At 66.2% G+C, this 18,105-nt stretch carries 16 protein-coding genes; 6 read left to right on the forward strand and 10 right to left on the reverse strand.

Translation table 11 applies throughout. From position 1 onward, the window contains the following. Positions 1 to 27: 27 nt before the first annotated feature. The 6 genes from CTR55_RS09270 to speB form a co-directional block, all read right to left on the reverse strand. Positions 28 to 753: an MBL fold metallo-hydrolase gene (locus tag CTR55_RS09270; protein WP_296285613.1), complete on the reverse strand. Its 726-nt coding sequence runs from the start codon at positions 751 to 753 to the stop codon at positions 28 to 30. A gap of 315 nt (positions 754 to 1,068) precedes the next feature. After that, entirely contained in the window at positions 1,069 to 2,670 is a 1,602-nt protein-coding gene (locus tag CTR55_RS09275) for a 5-guanidino-2-oxopentanoate decarboxylase (RefSeq protein WP_296285615.1), read from the reverse strand. A 100-nt stretch (positions 2,671 to 2,770) separates the two neighbouring features. Beyond that, positions 2,771 to 4,150, reverse strand: coding sequence for a sodium:solute symporter (locus CTR55_RS09280; protein WP_296285617.1), 1,380 nt, complete (start codon positions 4,148 to 4,150; stop codon positions 2,771 to 2,773). A gap of 113 nt (positions 4,151 to 4,263) precedes the next feature. Then, the gene (locus CTR55_RS09285) at positions 4,264 to 5,778 is read right to left on the reverse strand and encodes a cytosine permease (protein WP_296285618.1); all 1,515 of its coding nucleotides are present in this window, start codon (positions 5,776 to 5,778) and stop codon (positions 4,264 to 4,266) included. 25 nt (positions 5,779 to 5,803) lie between these two features. Beyond that, positions 5,804 to 6,214: a nuclear transport factor 2 family protein gene (locus tag CTR55_RS09290; RefSeq protein WP_296285619.1), complete on the reverse strand. Its 411-nt coding sequence runs from the start codon at positions 6,212 to 6,214 to the stop codon at positions 5,804 to 5,806. A 16-nt stretch (positions 6,215 to 6,230) separates the two neighbouring features. Next, on the reverse strand, positions 6,231 to 7,190 hold the full coding sequence (gene speB, locus CTR55_RS09295; RefSeq protein ID WP_169940816.1) for an agmatinase: 960 nt from the start codon (positions 7,188 to 7,190) through the stop codon (positions 6,231 to 6,233). Positions 7,191 to 7,478: 288 nt separating this feature from the next. Here speB and CTR55_RS09300 point away from each other — a divergent pair, with 288 nt between their 5' ends. From CTR55_RS09300 to CTR55_RS09315, 4 genes are all read left to right on the forward strand, one after another. Beyond that, a complete protein-coding gene (locus tag CTR55_RS09300; RefSeq protein WP_296285622.1) occupies positions 7,479 to 8,375 on the forward strand; it encodes a LysR family transcriptional regulator in 897 nt (298 codons plus the stop codon). Then, positions 8,372 to 8,971, forward strand: coding sequence for a DTW domain-containing protein (locus CTR55_RS09305; RefSeq protein ID WP_296285624.1), 600 nt, complete (start codon positions 8,372 to 8,374; stop codon positions 8,969 to 8,971). The genes CTR55_RS09300 and CTR55_RS09305 overlap by 4 nt, the downstream gene beginning before the upstream one ends. A 297-nt stretch (positions 8,972 to 9,268) precedes the next feature. Then, positions 9,269 to 10,879, forward strand: a complete 1,611-nt coding sequence (locus tag CTR55_RS09310) for an ABC-F family ATP-binding cassette domain-containing protein (RefSeq protein ID WP_296285625.1) — start codon at positions 9,269 to 9,271, stop codon at positions 10,877 to 10,879. 178 nt (positions 10,880 to 11,057) lie between these two features. After that, a complete protein-coding gene (locus CTR55_RS09315; protein WP_296285626.1) occupies positions 11,058 to 11,501 on the forward strand; it encodes an acetyltransferase in 444 nt (147 codons plus the stop codon). Positions 11,502 to 11,598: 97 nt separating this feature from the next. Here the strand turns inward: CTR55_RS09315 and CTR55_RS09320 are convergent, their stop codons facing one another. Next, the gene (locus CTR55_RS09320) at positions 11,599 to 11,955 is read right to left on the reverse strand and encodes an antibiotic biosynthesis monooxygenase (RefSeq protein ID WP_296285627.1); all 357 of its coding nucleotides are present in this window, start codon (positions 11,953 to 11,955) and stop codon (positions 11,599 to 11,601) included. A 74-nt stretch (positions 11,956 to 12,029) separates the two neighbouring features. Between CTR55_RS09320 and soxR the strand changes: the two genes are divergently transcribed. Next, positions 12,030 to 12,509, forward strand: a complete 480-nt coding sequence (soxR, locus tag CTR55_RS09325; protein WP_296285628.1) for a redox-sensitive transcriptional activator SoxR — start codon at positions 12,030 to 12,032, stop codon at positions 12,507 to 12,509. Positions 12,510 to 12,695: 186 nt separating this feature from the next. On the opposite strand, the gene CTR55_RS09330 is transcribed toward soxR, so the two are convergent. The 3 genes from CTR55_RS09330 to CTR55_RS09340 form a co-directional block, all read right to left on the reverse strand. Beyond that, positions 12,696 to 14,048, reverse strand: coding sequence for an HlyD family type I secretion periplasmic adaptor subunit (locus CTR55_RS09330; protein WP_296285631.1), 1,353 nt, complete (start codon positions 14,046 to 14,048; stop codon positions 12,696 to 12,698). Positions 14,049 to 14,053: 5 nt separating this feature from the next. Next, positions 14,054 to 16,216, reverse strand: a complete 2,163-nt coding sequence (locus CTR55_RS09335; protein WP_296286503.1) for a type I secretion system permease/ATPase — start codon at positions 16,214 to 16,216, stop codon at positions 14,054 to 14,056. Between the two features lie 178 nt (positions 16,217 to 16,394). After that, positions 16,395 to 17,753 carry a TolC family outer membrane protein gene (locus tag CTR55_RS09340; RefSeq protein WP_296285632.1) on the reverse strand — a complete coding sequence of 453 codons (1,359 nt, stop codon included), beginning with the start codon at positions 17,751 to 17,753 and terminating at the stop codon, positions 16,395 to 16,397. On the opposite strand from CTR55_RS09340, the gene CTR55_RS09345 reads away from it, so the two are divergent. Next, positions 17,752 to 18,096 (forward strand): hypothetical protein, encoded by a 345-nt coding sequence (locus tag CTR55_RS09345; RefSeq protein ID WP_296285634.1) that lies wholly within the window; start codon positions 17,752 to 17,754, stop codon positions 18,094 to 18,096. The two genes, CTR55_RS09340 and CTR55_RS09345, sit on opposite strands and share 2 nt — an antisense overlap. Positions 18,097 to 18,105 lie beyond the last annotated feature (9 nt).

The raw sequence follows: 18,105 nt of genomic DNA on the forward strand, positions 1-18,105 counted from the left end.
TTTTATGGGTTCTTCACGGATTGCCCGTCATTCGTGGGCCTTGAACCAGTCGTCGATCATCGACTTCAGCCTTTCCCCGGAGAAACTCTCGAAGTGCCCGCCGTGCACGGTGCGCACCGGCAGCTCGCGCAGGCGCGCCAGGCTTGCGGCGTAATCGTCGAGGTTGGAGTGGTAGGCATCCTCGATCAGCGGGCCGTCGTAGATGATGTCGCCGGAGAACAGCGTCTGCGTCTTCTCTTCCCACAGGCTGATGCCGCCCGGCGAGTGGCCGGGGGTGTGCAGCACCTGCAGGGTACGGTCGCCGAGGTCGAGCACGTCGCCTTCGTCGATAGTGCGGGTCGCTGGCGCGGCCCTGACCCGGTATTCGGCGTAGCACAGCGGGCAGTCCGGGTGCGCGTCGAACATCGGGTCGTCGACGAAGGCGGTGGCCAGGGTGCGCTCGCCGTCGGGGCTGGCGAGGATGTCGGCTTCGGCGGGGTGTACCAGTCGCTCGTCGAACTCGTGGTGGCCGGCGATGTGATCGAAGTGGGTGTGGCTGGCGACGGCGAGCAGCGGGCGCTCGGTGAGCCAGGGTAGTTGCTCGCGCAGGCTGACCAGGCCGGAGCCGCTGTCCACCAGTACGTCGCGCTCACGACCCTGGATGTGCCACAGGTTGCAGCGATAGAAGGGGCGGATGTAGGGCTCGTGAATCAGGCTGACGCCGTCGTAGCAGTGACGGACCTCGAACCAGCGGTCACGGGTGACGATCTTCATGAGTCGGATTCCGGGCGTTTGGTGTAGGAGCGAGCTTGCTCGCGAACAAACCCCGCTGCGAGGCCAGGTTCGCTTCACCCTAACCTCTCCCAGGGGGAGAGGGAACCGTTCGGAGCCTTGGGGGATTGGAGCGGCGTCGCCGGTAGCTGCGCCGCCGCTCGGCTCTGGCGGGCTCCCGCTCCCCCTGGGAGAGGGCAGGGCTGGATGAAGTGACTTGAACGTAGGGCGAATAACCGTTCACGGTTATCCGCCGTTGGCCGGGGTATCGAGGATTCGCGGCGGATAACGCTGGCGCGTTATGCGCCCTACGATTGCTTACGGCGCGAAAGGCGCCGCTTCCATCACTTCCACGATCAGCGGGCGATCGCTCGGCGCGCTGCGCAGCAGCTCCTGCAGGTGATCGTGGTCGCGGGCGCGCTCGGCGGCGCAGCCGAAGCCCTTGGCGATGGCGAGGAAGTCCGGGGTGTAGATGTCCACGCCCAGCGGGGTGATGTCGCGGCGTTCCATGTAGCGCTTGATCTCGCCGTAGCCGTAGTTGTTCCACAGCAGCACGACGATACCCACCTTGGCTTCCACGGCGCTGGCCAGTTCGGTCATGGTGAACTGCAGGCCACCGTCGCCCATCAGGCTGATCACCGGGCGGCCCGGCTCGCCGAGCTTGGCGCCGATTGCCGCCGGCAGGCCGTAGCCCAGGGTGCCGTAGCCGGTGGAAGCGTTGAACCAGCGGCGGCCGCCGTCCAGTTCCACCAGGTGGTTGCCGCTGTAGACGGTCTGGGTCGAGTCGCCGACGAAGCGGGCATCGGGCAGCACTTCGAGGATCTTGTCGAACAGGGTGCGGTAGTGCGCCCAGCCGCTGAAGTCCTCGGCCAGTTGCGCACGCACCTTGGCTGCGCGCTGGGCGCCGGGGCTGGCGGTGTCGGCCTCGCGGGCCGGCAGCAGCTCCAGCAGGGCGCGCATGGCGGTGCGGGCGTCGGCCTGGATGGCGATGGTCGGCGCGAAGTTGCGCATCAGTTGCTGCGGGTCGATGTCGATGCGGATCAGCTCGCCGCCGATCTTGAAGTTGCCGTCGAACACCACGTCGTAGTCGGTCTCGCCCAGCTCGGTGCCGATGGCCAGCACCACGTCGGCCTCCAGCGCCAGTTCACGGACCGGGATCAGCGACTGGTTGCTGCCGATCAGCAGCGGGTGGTCCGGCTGCAGCAGGCCCTTGGCGTTGATGGTCTGTGCGGTTGGCGCGTCGAGGGCGATGGCCAGGGCGCGGGCTTCGGCCTGGGCGGCGACGCAGCCACCACCGAGCAGCAGCAGCGGCTTCTGCGCCTTGGCCAGCTTGGCGGCAGCCTCGTGCAGCGGCGAGCGCGCCGGGGCCGGGCGGGCCAGTTGCACGCGCGGCAGCACCTGCATGTGGTCGGCCGGGGCGGTGATGATGTCCAGCGGCAGTTCGATATGCACCGGGCGTGGGCGCTCGCTGTCGAACACGGCGAAGGCGCGGGCCAGTACGGCGGGCAGCTCGTCGACGCTCATCAGGGTGTGGCTGAAGGCGCTGACGCCGGCGACCATGGCGCGCTGGTTCGGCAGCTCGTGCAGGTAGCCGTTGCCGTGGGCCAGGCGCGAGCGCTCGTTGACGCTGCTGATCACCAGCATGGGGATGGAGTCGGCGTAGGCCTGGCCCATGGCGGTGAGGATGTTGGTCATGCCCGGGCCGGTGATGATGAAGCAGGTGCCCGGCTTGCCGGTGACGCGCGCGTAGCCGTCGGCCATGAAGCCGGCGCCCTGTTCGTGGCGCGGGGTGATGTGGCGGATGCCGCTGTGGGGCAGGCCGCGGTACAGCTCGACGGTGTGCACGCCGGGGATGCCGAAGACGGTATCGACGCCCCAGGCTTCGAGTTGCTTGACGAGGAATTCGCCGCAGGTGGTCATGGCAGTTCCTTAAAATTCGTGGGTGAGGTCGTGGTCATCATTCATGCAAAAGGGCGCGGAGATCAGCTCGCCGCGCCCTTTTGCCTAGCGCACGTTCTTATCAGGCCGCGTCGGCGACCGGCGCCGGGCGCGGCGACAGCAGGCTGACGACGATGAAACTGACCAGGCCGATGGCCAGGCTGTAGTAGATCGGGGTGTTGGCGTCGAGGCCATCCTTGTACATGAACACCAGGGCAGTGACGAAGCCCAGGGCCATGCTGGTGATCGCGCCGGCGGTGGTGGCGCGCTTCCAGTAGATGGCGCCGATCAGCGGAATCAGCATGCCACCCACCAGCAGGTTGTACGCCAGGGTCAGGGCGTTGAGCACGTCGTTCACCACCAGGGCGATGCCCAGTACCACGATACCGGTGAGCAGGGTGCAGATGCGGTTCAGGCTCAGGCGGGTGGAGCGCTGGCCGGTGAAGATCGGCAGCAGGTCTTCGGTGATGGTGGTGGAGGCGGCGAGCAGGCCGGCGCTGGCGGTGGACATCATCGCGGCCAGGGCCGCAGCGATCACCAGGCCACGGATGCCGTCCGGCAGGGCGGCGCTGACGATGGCGGCGAAGGCGTTGTTGACGTTGTCCAGGTCAGGCAGCAGGACCTTGGCGCACATGCCGATCAGCGCGCCGACCAGGCCGTAGATCACGCAGTACACGCCCGCGGCGGTGCCGGCGTACTTGGTGACCTTGTCGTCGCGGGCGGTGAACACGCGCTGCCAGATGTCCTGGCCGATCAGGATGCCGAAGAAGTAGATCAGGAAGTAGGTGATGATCGTGTCATAGCCGATGGTGTGGAAGCTGAAGGCGCTGGCCGGCAGCTTGGCCACCAGTTCGTCCCAGCCGCCGACGCGGTACAGGCAGATCGGCAGCAGGATGAACATCAGGCCGACGGTCTTGATGATGAACTGCACGATGTCGGTGAGGGTCAGCGACCACATGCCGCCGATGGTGGAGTAGATCACCACGACACCGCCGCCCAGCAGTACGGACACCCAGAACGGCAGGCCGAACAGCACCTGCATCACGGTGCCGATGGCCAGGGTGGAGACCACGCCGATCATCAGCGCGTAGGCGAACATGATCACCGCCGAAGCCTGGCGGGCCATGGGGTTGTAGCGGCGCTCCAGCACTTGCGTCACGGTGAAGATGCGCAGCTTGAGCAGCGGTTTGGCGAGGAACAGGTTCAGCGCGATGATGCCGGCGCCCAGCGCAGCGCACAGCCAGAAGCCGGAGATGCCATGGACGTAGCCCAGGCGCACGGTGCCCACGGTGGAGGCGCCGCCCAGTACGGTGGCAGCCATGGTGCCCATGTAGAACGACGGGCCGAGGTTGCGGCCGGCCACCAGGTAGTCTTCGTGGGTCTTGGCGCGGCGCATGCCGTACCAGCCCAGCCACAACATGCCAGCGGCATATATCAGTACGACGATCAGATCTAACGCCATGGTCGGCTCCTCACACTTGCATTGTCATTGTTGCCGCGCGCTTGTGGCGTGCGGTAGGGCACCGGACCGGCGGCAACCGGTCCGATGGAAACTTTCAGGTCGTGCGCCTCGCGTCAGGCCGCCGGCTCGTTGATGCCGCGGACCGGGCGGTCATGGCTGCCGACCCAGCGAGGGCCTTTGGGGCCGTAGACGCCGGCGGGCTCGGGGAAGGTGCGCAACAGGGCGACGTAGAGCAGGGCGGCCATGCCGAGGGTGACCGGCAGGCTGATGTCGATGCCGCCAGCCAGGTTGCCCAGCGGGCCGACGAACTGGCCCGGCAGGTTGACGAAGCACAGGCCCAGGGCTGCGCTGGGGATCCACGCACCCATGCCGCGCCAGTTCCAGCCGTTGTGGAACCAGTAGGCGCCGCCTTCCTGGCCACGGGTGAACACCTGCAGATCATCGGCGTGGTAGAAGCCACGACGGATCACCAGGCCGAGGATCATGATCACCATCCAGGGGCTGGTGCAGGTGATGATCAGCACGGCGAAGGTGGACACGCTCTGCACCAGGTTGGCGGCGAAGCGACCGATGAAGATGAAGGCGATGGACAGCAGGCCGATCAGCAGGGTGGCTTGCACGCGGCTGAGCAGGCGCGGGAACACGCTGGACATGTCCAGGCCGGTGCCGTACAGCGAGGTGGTGCCGGTGGACATGCCGCCGATCACCGCGATCAGGCACACCGGCAGGAAGAACCAGCTCGGCGAAACGGCCAGCAGGCCGCCGACGTAGTTGTTCTGCGCGATGTAGTCCGGGGCGTTGACCGCGACGATGGTGGCGGTGGCCAGGCCGAACAGGAACGGGATCAGGGTCGCCAGCTGGGCGCAGATCACCGCCAGCATGATGCGCTTCTGCGAGGTCTGGCGCGGGATGTAGCGCGCCCAGTCACCGAGGAAGGCGCCGAACGATACCGGGTTGCTCATGGCCAGCAGGGCGGCGCCGATGAAGGCAGCCCAGAAGCCTTCGCTGCCCATCTGCACGGTGCCTGCGTAGCCAGCATCGAACGGGCCGGAGAAGGCGAACAGGCCGAGCAGGAACAGCAGGCTCGCGGCCCACACGGCGATCTTGTTGACCATCAGCATGAAGCGGAAACCGTAGATGCAGACGATCAGCACCAGCACGGCGAACAGGCCGTAGGCCAGGCCCAGGGTCAGGTCGGTTTCCGGCAGGTCGAACAGGCGCTTGGCGCCGCCGACCAGTGCGTCACCCGAGCTCCACACGGAGAGCGAGAAGAAGGCGACGGCGGTGAGCAGCGACAGGAACGAGCCGACGATCCGCCCGTGCACACCGAAGTGGGCGCCCGAGGAGACCGCGTTGTTGGTGCCGTTGAGCGGGCCGAACAGGCTCATCGGCGCGAGGATGATCGAACCGACCAGTACGCCGAGGACGATGGCCCAGACGCCGGCCTGGAACGACAGCCCGAACAGTACCGGGAAGCTGCCGAGCACGGCGGTGGCGAAGGTGTTGGCGCCACCGAAGATCATGCGGAACAGGTCGGTGGGCGTAGCGTTGCGTTCGTTGTCCGGGATCTGTTCGACCCCGAATGTCTCGATCGTGGTGATGGCGTGTGCTTTGTTCTTGTTATCCATGACTTCCTCCCGGGGAGCCCTGTCTTTATGGCGTCGGAGACGGTGACAGGTGCTCGTGTGTGGCCAGCCAGCGGCCCTGTTTCGGATCACGGCGGAAGACGATGGTCTCCCGTTCGTGGTTCAGGCTTTCCTCTCCCTGGATGCGCAGCCGCGTGGCGACGTCGTGGCAGAACACGGCCACGTCTTCGCCCTGCAGGCTGACAAAGGTGTTGCTCGAAAGGCAGTCAAGGACCTCGAAACCATCGTCACGCAGCCAGCTTTCCCAAACCTCGCGGTACGCCGCGCGCGACAGCAGCGGCTGCGGCCAGGTGTGGAAGATGAAGCTGGCGTCTTCGCTGAAGGCGGCGAAGTAGGCTTCGGTGTCGGTGCGCGCGAAGGCTGCCACGAGATCGCGGGCAGCCTCCAGCACCTGTGCTACGCAGGCGTCGTTATTCATCTGTGTGCTCGTGCGCTCAGCGGCGCTCTACGCCCGGGAGGATGCAGAGCATTTCGTACAGCAGGTTGGCGCCGAGCAACGAGGTGTTGCCGGTGGTGTCGTAAGGCGGGGAGACCTCGACCAGGTCGCAGCCGATGATGTCCAGGCCCTGGCAGCCACGAACGATCTCGATCGCCTGGATGGTGGTCAGGCCGCCGATTTCCGGGGTGCCGGTACCGGGCGCCCAGGCCGGGTCGATGCCATCGATGTCGAAGGACAGGTAGACCGGGCCGCCGCCGACTTTCTCGCGGACTTCGGCCATCAGCGGTTCCAGCGACTTGTGCCAGCACTCTTCGGCCTGCACCACGCGGAAGCCCTGCTTGCGGCTCCAGTTGAAGTCTTCGGCGGTGTAGCCCTGCGCACGCAGGCCGATCTGCACCACGCGGTCGCAGTCCAGCAGGCCTTCTTCCACCGCGCGGCGGAAGGTGGTGCCGTGGGCGATCTTCTCGCCGAACATGTGGTCGTTCACATCGGCGTGGGCGTCGATGTGAACCAGGCCGACCTTGCCGTGCTTCTTGTGGATGGCACGCAGGATCGGCAGGGTGATGGTGTGGTCGCCGCCCAGGGTCAGCGGGAGGATGCCGTGGTCGAGGATCTTGTCGTAGGACTCCTCGATGATGCGTACCGCTTCCATCAGGTTGAAGGTGTTGATCGCCACGTCACCGATGTCGGCGATGTTCAGCGAGTCGAACGGAGCGGCGCCGGTGGCCATGTTGTACGGACGGATCATCACCGACTCGGCGCGGATTTCGCGCGGCCCGAAACGGGTGCCGGAGCGCAGGGAGGTGCCGATGTCCAGCGGCACGCCGACGAAGGCGGCATCGAGCTGGTTGAGCTCTTCGGGGGACTGGATATGCGGCAGGCGCATCATGGTGGCGATGCCGCCGAAACGCGGCATTTCGTTACCGCCCAGGGGCTGGTGAAGTTTCTTGTCCATGGGGAGGGCCTCAGGCTGATCGCTGTCTTCGTGGAAACAGGCTTGTTGAATACTGGGGGTCGATTCTCGTCAGGGGCGGTAGTGGAAAAAATCGCTGGCTACAAATAATCACTTCAGAGTTTTCTAAACTAATTGGGGTCGCTAGACTGCGCCACCTTGCCGCAGCAGACGGTCTGCCGGGCCTGTGGCCTGCGGTTCCTGAATAGATAGGTGGCTTGCTATCATCCGTTTGTCAGGTACAGAAAGTACTGAACTAGAGCGGCTCGGCCGCGGTTTTGCGGAGTCTTCATGAGCGCGAGCGCACTACCCGACGTCAAACTGCTGCGGATTTTCGCCTGCGTGGTGCGTAGCCAGGGCTTCGCTGCCGCCCAGCAGGAACTGAACCTGTCGACCTCGGCCATCAGTACCTACATGAGCCAGTTGGAAAACCAGCTGGGCATCGTGCTGTGCCACCGGGGTCGCGGCGGCTTCGGCCTGACCAGCAAGGGCGAGCTGTTCCACCAGGAAACCCTGCGCATCCTCGGCGAACTGGAGGGCTTCGAGCGCTATGCGGCGACCCTCAAGGGCGAGCTGCGCGGCACCCTGAACCTTGGCGTGCTGGACTCCACCGTGACCGACCCGGCGCTGCCGCTGGCCGAAGTGATCGGCGCTTTCAGCGGCCTGCACCCGGCAGTGCACCTGCATTTGCAGGTGCAGAGTCCCTACGAGCTGCAACTGGCGGTGCTGGATAACCGCCTGGACCTGGCCATCGGCTCCTTCTTCAGCCGGATGAACGGCCTGCTCTACCAGCCTTTATATAGAGAGCAGCACTGGCTGTACTGCAGCGACCGCCATCCGCTGTTCGACGGCCGGCGCATCCCTGCCGAACTGATCACCCAGCAGCGCATGGTCGGCCGTGGCTACTGGAGCCAGGCGGAGCTGGCGCGGCACGGTTTCAAGCACAGCGCCGGCACCGTGGAGAGTATGGAGGCACAGCTGATCCTGATCCTTTCCGGTGGCTACATCGGCTACCTGCCCGAGCACTACGCCCATCCCTGGGTGGATCAGGGACGCCTGCGCGCCTTGCTACCGGCGACCTTCGGCTACCAGGCGCCGTTCTCGCTGATCCTGCGTCGCGGCCGCTCCCGCGAACCGCTGATCCAGAACTTCCGCGACCTGCTGCGCGCCCAGCCGAGCCAGCCATGAGCCGCGCCCGCTGCCCGCGCTGCGAGCGTCCGCTGAACCACTGTCTGTGTGCGCTGATCCCGCGCCTGGACAACCGCACCCGCGTGCTCCTGCTGCAGCACCCGAGCGAGGTCGGGCATGCGCTGAACACCGCGCGTCTGGCGGCGCTAGGCCTGGCCAATGCGGAGCTGCTGGTGGGCGAGGATTTCAGCGATCTGGACCTGTCCGCCTGGGACGCCTGGCTGCTGTTCCCCGGCGAAGCCGCCGTGGCGCTGGCCGACCTGGCCGCGCGGCCTGTGGATAAACCGCGCCTGCTGGTCGTGCCCGACGGCACCTGGCGCAAGGCGCGCAAGCTGCTGCACCTCAATCCGAACCTCGCGGCGCTGCCACGCGTGGTGCTGCCCGAAGGACTGACCTCGCGCTACCGCCTGCGCAAGGCGCCGGCCGAAGGTGCGCTGTCGACCATCGAGGCGGTGGTGCAGGCGCTCGATGCGCTGGACGCGCCGCAGTCCCACGCCGACCTGCTGCGCCCGTTCGATGCGCTGATCGAGGGGCAGATCTCCGCGATGGGCGAGGAGACCTTCCGGCGTAATCATGGGCCGCGTTCTTCCGCCTGACGGTGGACCCTGACTGGTATCCGGACGCGGTCTCCACCTGTAGGAGCGAGCTTGCTCGCGAACGAGTACCGGCAACGACGGCGTCAAGCGGGTTCGCGAACAAGCTCGCTCCTACGAAAAACCTGTGCCGGGGCGGCCGGCGGATTCGCTTGCTGCGGTCGACTCGTTATACTGCGCCCCTCATCCCCCTTCGCGAGGTGTTCGTCCAATGCGCAATTGATGCCGCCGTGGTTTCACGGCCCGTTTCCTTCCCTGGCCCGTTCCCGAGGGATTTCCGGCATCAATCTGGTACTGCGCATGACGAGCCCGTTCACCCTGGCGCTGCAAGGCGTCGCTTTCCAATTGCCCAGCGGCGAGCTGCTGCTGAGTGACCTCACCGAAACCTTCGACGACCGCCGCACCGCACTGGTCGGGCGCAATGGCGCGGGCAAGTCCGTGCTGGCGCGGATCATGGCCGGCGAGTTGGCCGCCAGCGCCGGCCGCTGCCTGGCATCCGGGCCGCTACATTACCTGCCGCAGCGCATCGAGCCGCAGGCGTTCCGCAGCGTTGCGGAGCTGGCCGGTGTGCAGCCGTTGCTGGATGCGCTGGCCCGCGTCGAGAACGGTGGTGTCGATCCCGCTGACTTCGAGCGCCTCGACGGCCACTGGGATATCCGCGCCCACCTGGAAGCTGAACTGGCTCTCGCCGGACTGGCGCACCTGATGCCGGACACGCCCGCCTCGCGCCTGAGTGGCGGCGAATGCACGCGAGTGGCGCTGCTTGGCGCCTGGCTCAGCGACGCCGACTGGCTGATCCTCGACGAACCGAGCAACCACCTCGACCGCGCCGGCCGTGAGGCCCTGCGTGAGCAACTGCAACGCTGGCGCGGCGGCCTGATCCTCATCAGCCATGACCGTTTGCTGCTGGACGACATGCAGCGCATCGTCGAGCTGTCGCCCTCAGGCCTGCGCAGCTACTCCGGCGGCTATGCCTTCTACCGCGAGGTGCGCCAGCATGAGCAGGACAACGCCCAGCGCGAGTTGCAGCGGCGCAAGCTGGAGCGTGATCGCCAGCAACACGCCATGCAGGAGCAGCGCGAGCGCCAGGAGCACCGACAGGCGAAGGGACGCAAGGAGGCGAAGCAAGCCAATCAGGCGAAGATCCTCGTCGACCGGCAGAAGGAGCGCAGCCAGACCAGCATCGCCCGCCTGGCCACGCAGCATGATGAACGTCGGGAGCGGCTGGCGCGGGAGGTGCATGACGCTTTCGGGCAGTTGCGCGAAGACGTTACGGTGGTGCTGAACGCGCCGGACGGCGAGTTGCCCGAATCCCGTGGTGTGTTGCTGCTGGAAGCGCTGCGCCTGCCGTTCGGCAATGCCGCGCCGCTGGACATTCAGTTGAGCGGCCCGCGCCGCGTGGCAGTCACTGGGCGCAACGGCAGCGGCAAGTCGACCCTGCTCAAGGTGATCGCGGGTGTGCTCGACCCAGTTGCGGGCTCGCGCGAAGTGAAGGTGCGCAGTGCCTATCTCGATCAGCATCTCGCCGCTCTTTCGCCCGAGCGCTCGGTGCTGGAGCTGCTGCAGGAGCGCAATCGCGTGGTGGACCCTGCGGTGCTGCGCACCCGGCTGGCGCAACTGGGTTTGCCGGCCGCGCGGGTCGAGCTGCCCAGCGCGCTGCTCAGTGGCGGCGAGCGGCTGAAGGCGGCGCTGGCTTGCGAGCTCTACGCCGAGCACCCGGCGCAGTTGCTGCTCCTGGACGAGCCCGACAACCACCTCGACCTGCCGTCCCGTGAGGCGCTGGAGCACCTGTTGCGGCAATACCGCGGCGCGCTGCTGGTGGTGTCCCATGACGCGGCGTTTCTGGGCCGGCTGGAGTTGGAGGCGCGGTTGGAATGCGCGGAGGACGGCTGGCGCTGGTCGGTCGGCTAAGGGTTTACCGGCCGGGTAGGGCTGGGTAGGATCGACCTCCCTCTCTTTCCGGCTGCCTCTGCCGTGTTCCGCCCAGGCGTTGAATCGCGAAGCGGGCATTCATGCTGCCGACGCTCCAACGGCCGTCACCTTGCGTGGCGCGCTATCCCTTTGTGATCTGCTGAATCAGGATGCATTCATGCTCATTCGCCAACGCATCGCTGCGGACAATCCGCGGCTGCTCGACATCTGGCTGGGCGCCGTGCGCGCGACCCACCACTTCCTCCAGGCGTCGGATATCGACGAACTGCTGCCCCAGGTCCGTGACCTCTACCTGCCCGCCGTCGAGGTCTGGGTGGCGGTGGACGATGCTGACCGCCCGCTGGGTTTCATCGGGCTCAACGACAGCCATGTGGAAATGCTCTTCATCGACCCGGAACGGCGTGGCCAGGGCATCGGCCGCGCGCTGCTCGATTTCACACGCGAAATGCGCGGCACGCTGAGCGTCGACGTCAACGAGCAGAACCCGCAGGCGGTGGGGTTCTATCGGCACTACGGCTTCGTCCAGACCGGGCGCTCGCCCACCGATGGCGAGGGGCGGCCCTTCCCGTTGCTGCACATGAGCCTGCCGGCCCCCGAATAAGGCACGGTTTACCTGTAGGAGCGAGCTTGCTCGCGAACAAATCTCCCGCAGCAGCGGAGTCAAGCGGTTCGCGAGCAAGCTCGCTCCTACAACAGGTTCACGCGCTGTGTTCTGTCTCGCCGCTGCCGAAGCGAATGCTCCGCGCGCCGAGCTTGAGCAGGCTGTCGGCGAACAGGTCGCTGGCGGTGTGGCGGCAGTCCCAGGCGGCTTCCCAGTCTTCCCTGCGGCGCCAGTGCAGGCGGCCGATCAGGCGCTGCGGCTCGCCTTCGGCATGCAGCTCGCTGGCGAGGTAGCCGGGGCGCAGGTAGAACAGATCCTGCAGTTGCGACAGGTAATCGCACAGGCGCGCGGCGATGTGCGGGCGTTGCTGGGGCGTTACGTCGATCTCGATCTGCAGGATGAAGTGCGGATCGTCCACGCAGGCATGGGCGGTGATCGGGGCGGGTTGCGTCATGTTCCTTGGCTCCCTGGCTTGAACCGAATGCCTGGCGAGGGTAAAACCTCAACTTAAGTTGAGGTCAATAGCCCATGAAAAAATCTTCTTCCTGCTCCATGCACCGCGAGCTGAGTGTCGGCGAGCTGGCCAAGCGTGCCGGCGTCGCCGTTTCCGCGCTGCACTTCTACGAGGCCAAGGGCCTGATCGCCAGCTCGCGCAACGCCGGCAACCAGCGCCGCTATTCCCGCGACACGCTGCGCCGGGTGGCGGTGATCAAGGTCGCGCAACGAGTGGGCATTCCTCTGGGGGAGATCGCCGAGGCGCTGGCATCGCTGCCGACCGGGCACAACCCGACGGCGGCGGACTGGGCGCGGCTGTCGGCGCGCTGGCGGGATGACCTGAACGACCGGATCGAGAAGTTGCTGCTGTTGCGCGATCAACTCGATGGCTGCATCGGCTGCGGCTGCCTGTCGATGGAGGCCTGCCCGTTGCGCAATCCGGGGGATCGGTTGGCGGAGGAGGGGCCGGGGGCGCATTGGCGGGGGAGTGAGTTCGGAGGGGGGGAGAGCTGAAAAGCCCCTCACCCTAACCCTCTCCCAGAGGGAGAGGGGACTGTCCCGAGTGAAGTGCGGCAGATGAGTTAGCCGGGTGCCTTTGCGCGAGTGGGCCCGTACGAACTACGCCCTCTCCCTCCGGAGCGGGGCGCGCAGCCAGGGCTGGGGTGCGGGCAAGCCCGAGCGGCGAGTCCGGCCAGCAACTCACCGCTCCCGCAACGCCTCCCACCGAGCCTTGAGCACCGGCTTGAGGATGTAGTCCAGCACGCTCTTCTCGCCGGTGATGATGTCCACCGTCGCCACCATGCCGGGGATGATCAGCAGGGGCTTGGCGTCGGTGCCCAGGTGGTTCTTGTCGGTGCGCACCTGGATCATGTAGAAGCTGTTGCCCTTGTCGTCGGTGATGGTGTCGGCGCTGATCATTTCCAGCTTGGCCTTGAGCCCGCCGTAGATGGTGTAGTCGTAGGCGGTGAACTTCACCGTGGCCGGCTGGCCGGGGTGGAGGAAGGCGATGTCCTGCGGGCGCACCCGCGCCTCCACCAGCAGGTTGTCCTCCAGCGGGACGATTTCCACCATGTCGTTGCCCGGCTGCACCACGCCGCCGATGGTGTTCACCTTGAGCTGCTTGACGATGCCGCGCAGGGGCGCGACCACCAGGGTGCGGTTGACCTTGTCGTCGATGGCGCGGCTGGTGGCGGTGAGCTTGTTGAGGTCGGTGCGGACGTCGTTGAGCTCCTTCAGCGCATCACTGCGAAAGCCCAGCTTCGACTCTTCTATCTTGCGCTGGATTTCGTTCACCGCCGCTTCGGCGCGGGGGATGGCGAGGTTAGTGGCGTTGAGGTCGCCGCTGATTTCCACCGCGCTGCGACGCAGGCGCAACAGTTCCACCGGGGACACCGCGCCGGCCTTCACCAGCGGCTCGGACATGTTGATTTCCTGCTGCACCAGCCCGAGGCTTGAGCGGTACTGCTGGGTCTTGGCGCGGAACTCCTGCAGCTCCTGACCCTTCTGCCGCAGCTGTTCCTGGAGGATGCTCAACTCGCTGTTCTGCCGCTGCATGCGGGTCTGGTAGAACGCCAGCTGGTCTTCCACCATCAGCGGCACAGCCTTCTTCAGGTCGTCGCTGAACACCGGTTCGCGCCCTTCGGCTTCCGCGCTCAGACGTTCGACGCGGGCTTCCAGGGAGTTGCGGTCGGCCTCGGACTCGCCCTTGTTGGAGGAGAAACGGGTGTCGTCCAGGCGCAGCAGCGGCTGGCCCTTTTCCACCACCTGACCCTCGCGGACGAAGATTTCCGAGACGATGCCGCCTTCCAGGTTCTGGATGGTCTGCACCTTGGAAGAGGGGATGGCCTTGCCTTCGCCCTTGGTCACTTCCTCGATGTCGGCGAAGTAGGCCCAGGTGATGGCCGCTACCAATAACCCGAGCGCCGCCCAGAGGGTGATGCGGGTGGCGTTGGGCGAATCTTCCAGCAGGGTGCCCTGGACCTCGGGCATGAACTCGGTGTCGCGGGCGCCGTTGCCGCCCAGGTAGCCGCGGATCGATTGTGAGAAGTGCATGGCCATTACCCCGCTGCCGGGCCGACGTGGCCCTTGCGCAATGCTTCGATGACCGCGTCTTTCGGGCCGTCGGCGACGATGCGGCCGCTGTCGAGCACCAGCAGGCGGTCGACCAGGCTGAGCATCGAGGTGCGGTGGGTGACCAGCAGCAGGGTCTTGTCGCGGCAGGCCTCGTGCAGGCGCTTGCGCAGGATTTCCTCGCTGCTGTTGTCCATGGCGCTGGTCGGTTCGTCCAGCAGCAGGATCGGCGGGTCGAGCAGCATCGCGCGGGCCATCAGTACCGCCTGGCGCTGGCCGCCGGAAAGCAACTGGCCGCGCTCGCCCACCGGGCGGTCGAAGCCGGCCGGGTGCTGCCGGGCCAGTTCGCTGACGCCAGTCAGCTCGGCCACTTCGAGCATCCGTGCATCGCTGACGTAGCGCGCGCCGAGGGTCAGGTTGTCGCGCAGGCTGCCGGCCAGCAGCGGCAGGTCATGGGCGACGTAGCCGATCTGCTGGCGCAGGTCGGCGACGTCGAGCTGGCGCAGGTCCAGGCCGTCGAGCAGGATCTGCCCTTCGTCGGGGTGATAGAAGCCCATCAGCAGGCGGCCGAAGGTGCTCTTGCCCGAGCCGCTCTTGCCGATGATGCCGATCTTCTCGCCGGGAGCCATGCGCAGGCTGACGTGGTTCAGCGCCGGGGTGGCCTGCTCTGGATAGCTGAAGCTGAGCTGGCGCACTTCCAGCGCGCCATGCAACTGGGTGCGCTCCAGCGGGCGCTGGCGGGCCTGGCGCTCCTGCGGTAGCTCCATCAGCGCGTCGGTGCTCTTCATGGTCAGGCGAGCCTGCTGGTAACGGGTGATCAGCCCGGCGATCTGCCCCAGCGGGGCGAGCACGCGGCTGTTGAGCATGTAGCTGGCGACCAGCGCGCCGACGCTGAGGTTGCCCTCGAGGATGCTGTAGACCCCCGCGCAGATCATTGCCAGGCCGGCGAATTGCTGGAGGAACAGGGTGCCGTTGGTGGCCAGGGCGGAGAGGAAGCGCGCGTGGTTGTCCAGCCGCGCCAGGGCGCCGTGGGTGGATTCCCAGCGGTACTGGCGTTCGCTTTCGGCACCGCAGGCCTTGAGGGTTTCCAGGCCGCCGAGGGTCTCGATCAGCAGGGCCTGGCGTTCGGCGCCCAGGGTCAGGCTCTTCTGCACGGTGTCGCGCAGACGGCTCTGGATGATGAGGGCGAAGGCGATGGTGAGCGGGAAGGCCAGTAGCGGAATCGCGATGAGCCAACCGCCGAGCAGGCCGATGACCAGGATCATCAGCAGCGAGAAGGGCAGGTCGATCAGGCTGGTCAGGGTCAAGGCGGTGAGGAATTCGCGCAGGCCCTGGAAGTCATGGATGCTCTGGGCGAAGCCGCCGACGGTCTCGGGCTTGGCCTTGAGCGACATGCCGGTGATGCGCTCGAACAGGGTGGCGGAGAGCACCACGTCGGTCTTCTTGCCGGCCATGTCCAGCAGGTTGGAGCGCAGCACCCGCAGCAGCAGTTCGAACAGGGTGCCGATCAGCAGGCCGGTGGCGAGTACCCAGAGGGTCGAAAGCGCCTGGTTGGGCACCACGCGGTCGTAGGTCTGCATGACGAACAGCGGCACCAGCATGCCCAGCAAGTTGATCAGCAGGCTGGCGACCAGGGCGTCGGTATAGAGCCAGCGCGACAGCCGCAGGGTGTCGCGGAACCAGGCTTCGACGCGCGGCACCAGTGGCTTGCGCGCGGCCTCCAGCTCATGGCGCGGGCGCGCAAAGAGGGCCTGGCCGCTGTACTGGGCGGCCAGCTCGTCGGCGCTCACGGACTGTTCACCGCCTTCGGTCTCGCAGGGCAGGATTAGCGCCTGACCATCGTCGCGCCACTGGCGCAGCACGGCGCTGCGACCATCGTTGAGCAGCAGCAGGACCGGCAGGTTCAGGTTGGAGATGCTTTTCAGCTCGCGGCGCAGCAGTCGCCCTTGCAGCCCGGCACGGGCGGCGGCGCGGGGCAGCAGGGCGGCCGAGATGCGCTGGTCGCGCAGCGGCAGGCCGGCGGACAGGCTGTTGCGGCTGACCGCGCAGCCATGCAGGCGGCAGAGGATCAGCAGTCCGTCGAGCAGGGGATCGTCATGGCTCAGGCGCGGATCGCCCGGCGCGGTTGTGCCGCGCTCCTGGATGATCATGGTCACGCTACTTCCTCCCGGGCCGGGCCAACCCGCGCCGGCGGCCACTGGCGAACACTTGCAGGTGTTCGCTGGCGCAGGCCGGTCGTCGGGTTCTCCGTGCCCTGTCGTGTCGCTTCACGGCCGTCGCCCCGACACCGGGCGGCGCGGGGCACAGTGACGGACGCATGCGACTTTCTTATTTCAGGTCAGGCAGGCGTGCCTCGTTCTTCACATCCGACAGGGCCACGGACTCGTGCGGCGCTACCACATGCTGTGAGCGCAGCAGTCCGCCCATGCTGCCGAGCACGCGGTACATCGAGTATTCCTCGGTGTAGCGCACTTCGGTGTAGCGGCGGTTGGCGGTGAACAGTTCGTTCTCGCTGTCCAGCAGGTCGAGCAGGGTGCGCTGGCCGAGGGTGAACTGCTGCTGGTACGCCTCGCGCACCTTGCGGGTGTAGTCGGCGTACTCGCGGGCCGGCTGGGTCTGCTTCTTGGCGTTTTCCATCGCGTCCCAGGCCAGCGAGAGGTTCTCGTTGAGCAGCCGCAGCGCGTTGTTGCGGATGTCCTGGGCCTCGCCGATCTGGTGCGAGGTGGCGTTGAGGTGGGCCTTGTCGCGCATGCCGTTGAACAGGTTGTAGCGCATCACGACCTGGGCTTCCCAGCTGTTGTAGTGGCCCTCGTCACCGTCGACGTTGTTGTTGGCCGCCTTGGCCAGTTCGGCGTCGAAGCGCGGGTAGAAGGGCGCCTTGGCCGCCTCGTACTGGGATTCGGCGGCGTTGACGTCGGCCTGCGCCGATTTCAGCAGCGGGTTTTCATTGAGCATGCCCTGGCGTGCTTCGAGCAGGTCCGGTGGCAGGTCCGCCTTCACCGTGGAGGGCGCTTCCAGCTGGTCGGGCATCCGCCCGGTGGCGCTATAGAAGCTGGCCTCGGCATCGGCCAGGTTCACTTCCTCGGTGTAGAGGTTGTTCTGCGCCAGGGCCAGACGGGCGATGGCCTGGTCGTTGTCGGCGGTACTGCCGACCCCGCGCTCGCTGCGCAGGCGGATCTGGTCGCCGATACGTTCGTGGGCCTGCAGGTTGTTCTTCGCCAGCGTCACCATCTCGCGGCGCTTGAGCACGTCGAGGTAGACCTCGACGGTGCGCAGGGCGGCGGTTTCCGAGGTGCCGAGGATGCGGAAGGCCTTGGAATTGACATTGGCCTCGTTGCGCTTGACCTCGTTGGGGGTGCCGAAGCCGTCGAACAGCATCTGCCGCAGACGGATTTCCGCGTCGCCGCGGGTCAGGGTTTCGTCGTTGTGGTTACCCAGGGCGCGTGTGCTGGGGCTGTCGGTGTTCTCGCGCCCATAGCCCGCGAGAAGGTCGACGCTGGGCAGGTAGCCGCCCCTGGCGAATTTCAGTTCTTCATCCGCGGTGAGGCGGCTGTTTACGCTCTGGCTGATTTCCGGGTGGTATTGCAGCGTGCTTTGTATAGCTTCGGTCAGCGTCATGGCCTGCCCATGAGTCCCCGACACCGCCAAAAATACACCGCTCCATAATGCCGCGTTACGACTGCGCATGGCTTTGCTCCTGGTGTTCTCGTCCTTCGATGCTCTCGGATCGCCAATTTATTGGCTTTTTTCTCTTATCAAGCGTTTCACGCCTGTAACATCAGAGCTAAGAACAACTTTTCGAGAAGCTCAGAAGAATTTTTCACAAGGGTTATTCGGAAAAAGTCTTATGAGCCCTGTGAAAAGCAGCACATTGTTTGAACGTGCAAGCCCTCGTGTTTCCTGGGTATGGGCCGGAGCAGGTGCTTGCAGAAGAAGCCAGGTACGGTTTGTAGCAGTTAGGGCGGGGACCACCGCAGAAGGACAAGAAACGCGTGGCCAGCATGACAAAAAATTGTCGCTGGCTTTTTGATGCAAAAAC

Source organism: Pseudomonas sp. (assembly GCF_002796985.1).
Classification (GTDB): Bacteria; Pseudomonadota; Gammaproteobacteria; order Pseudomonadales; family Pseudomonadaceae; genus Pseudomonas.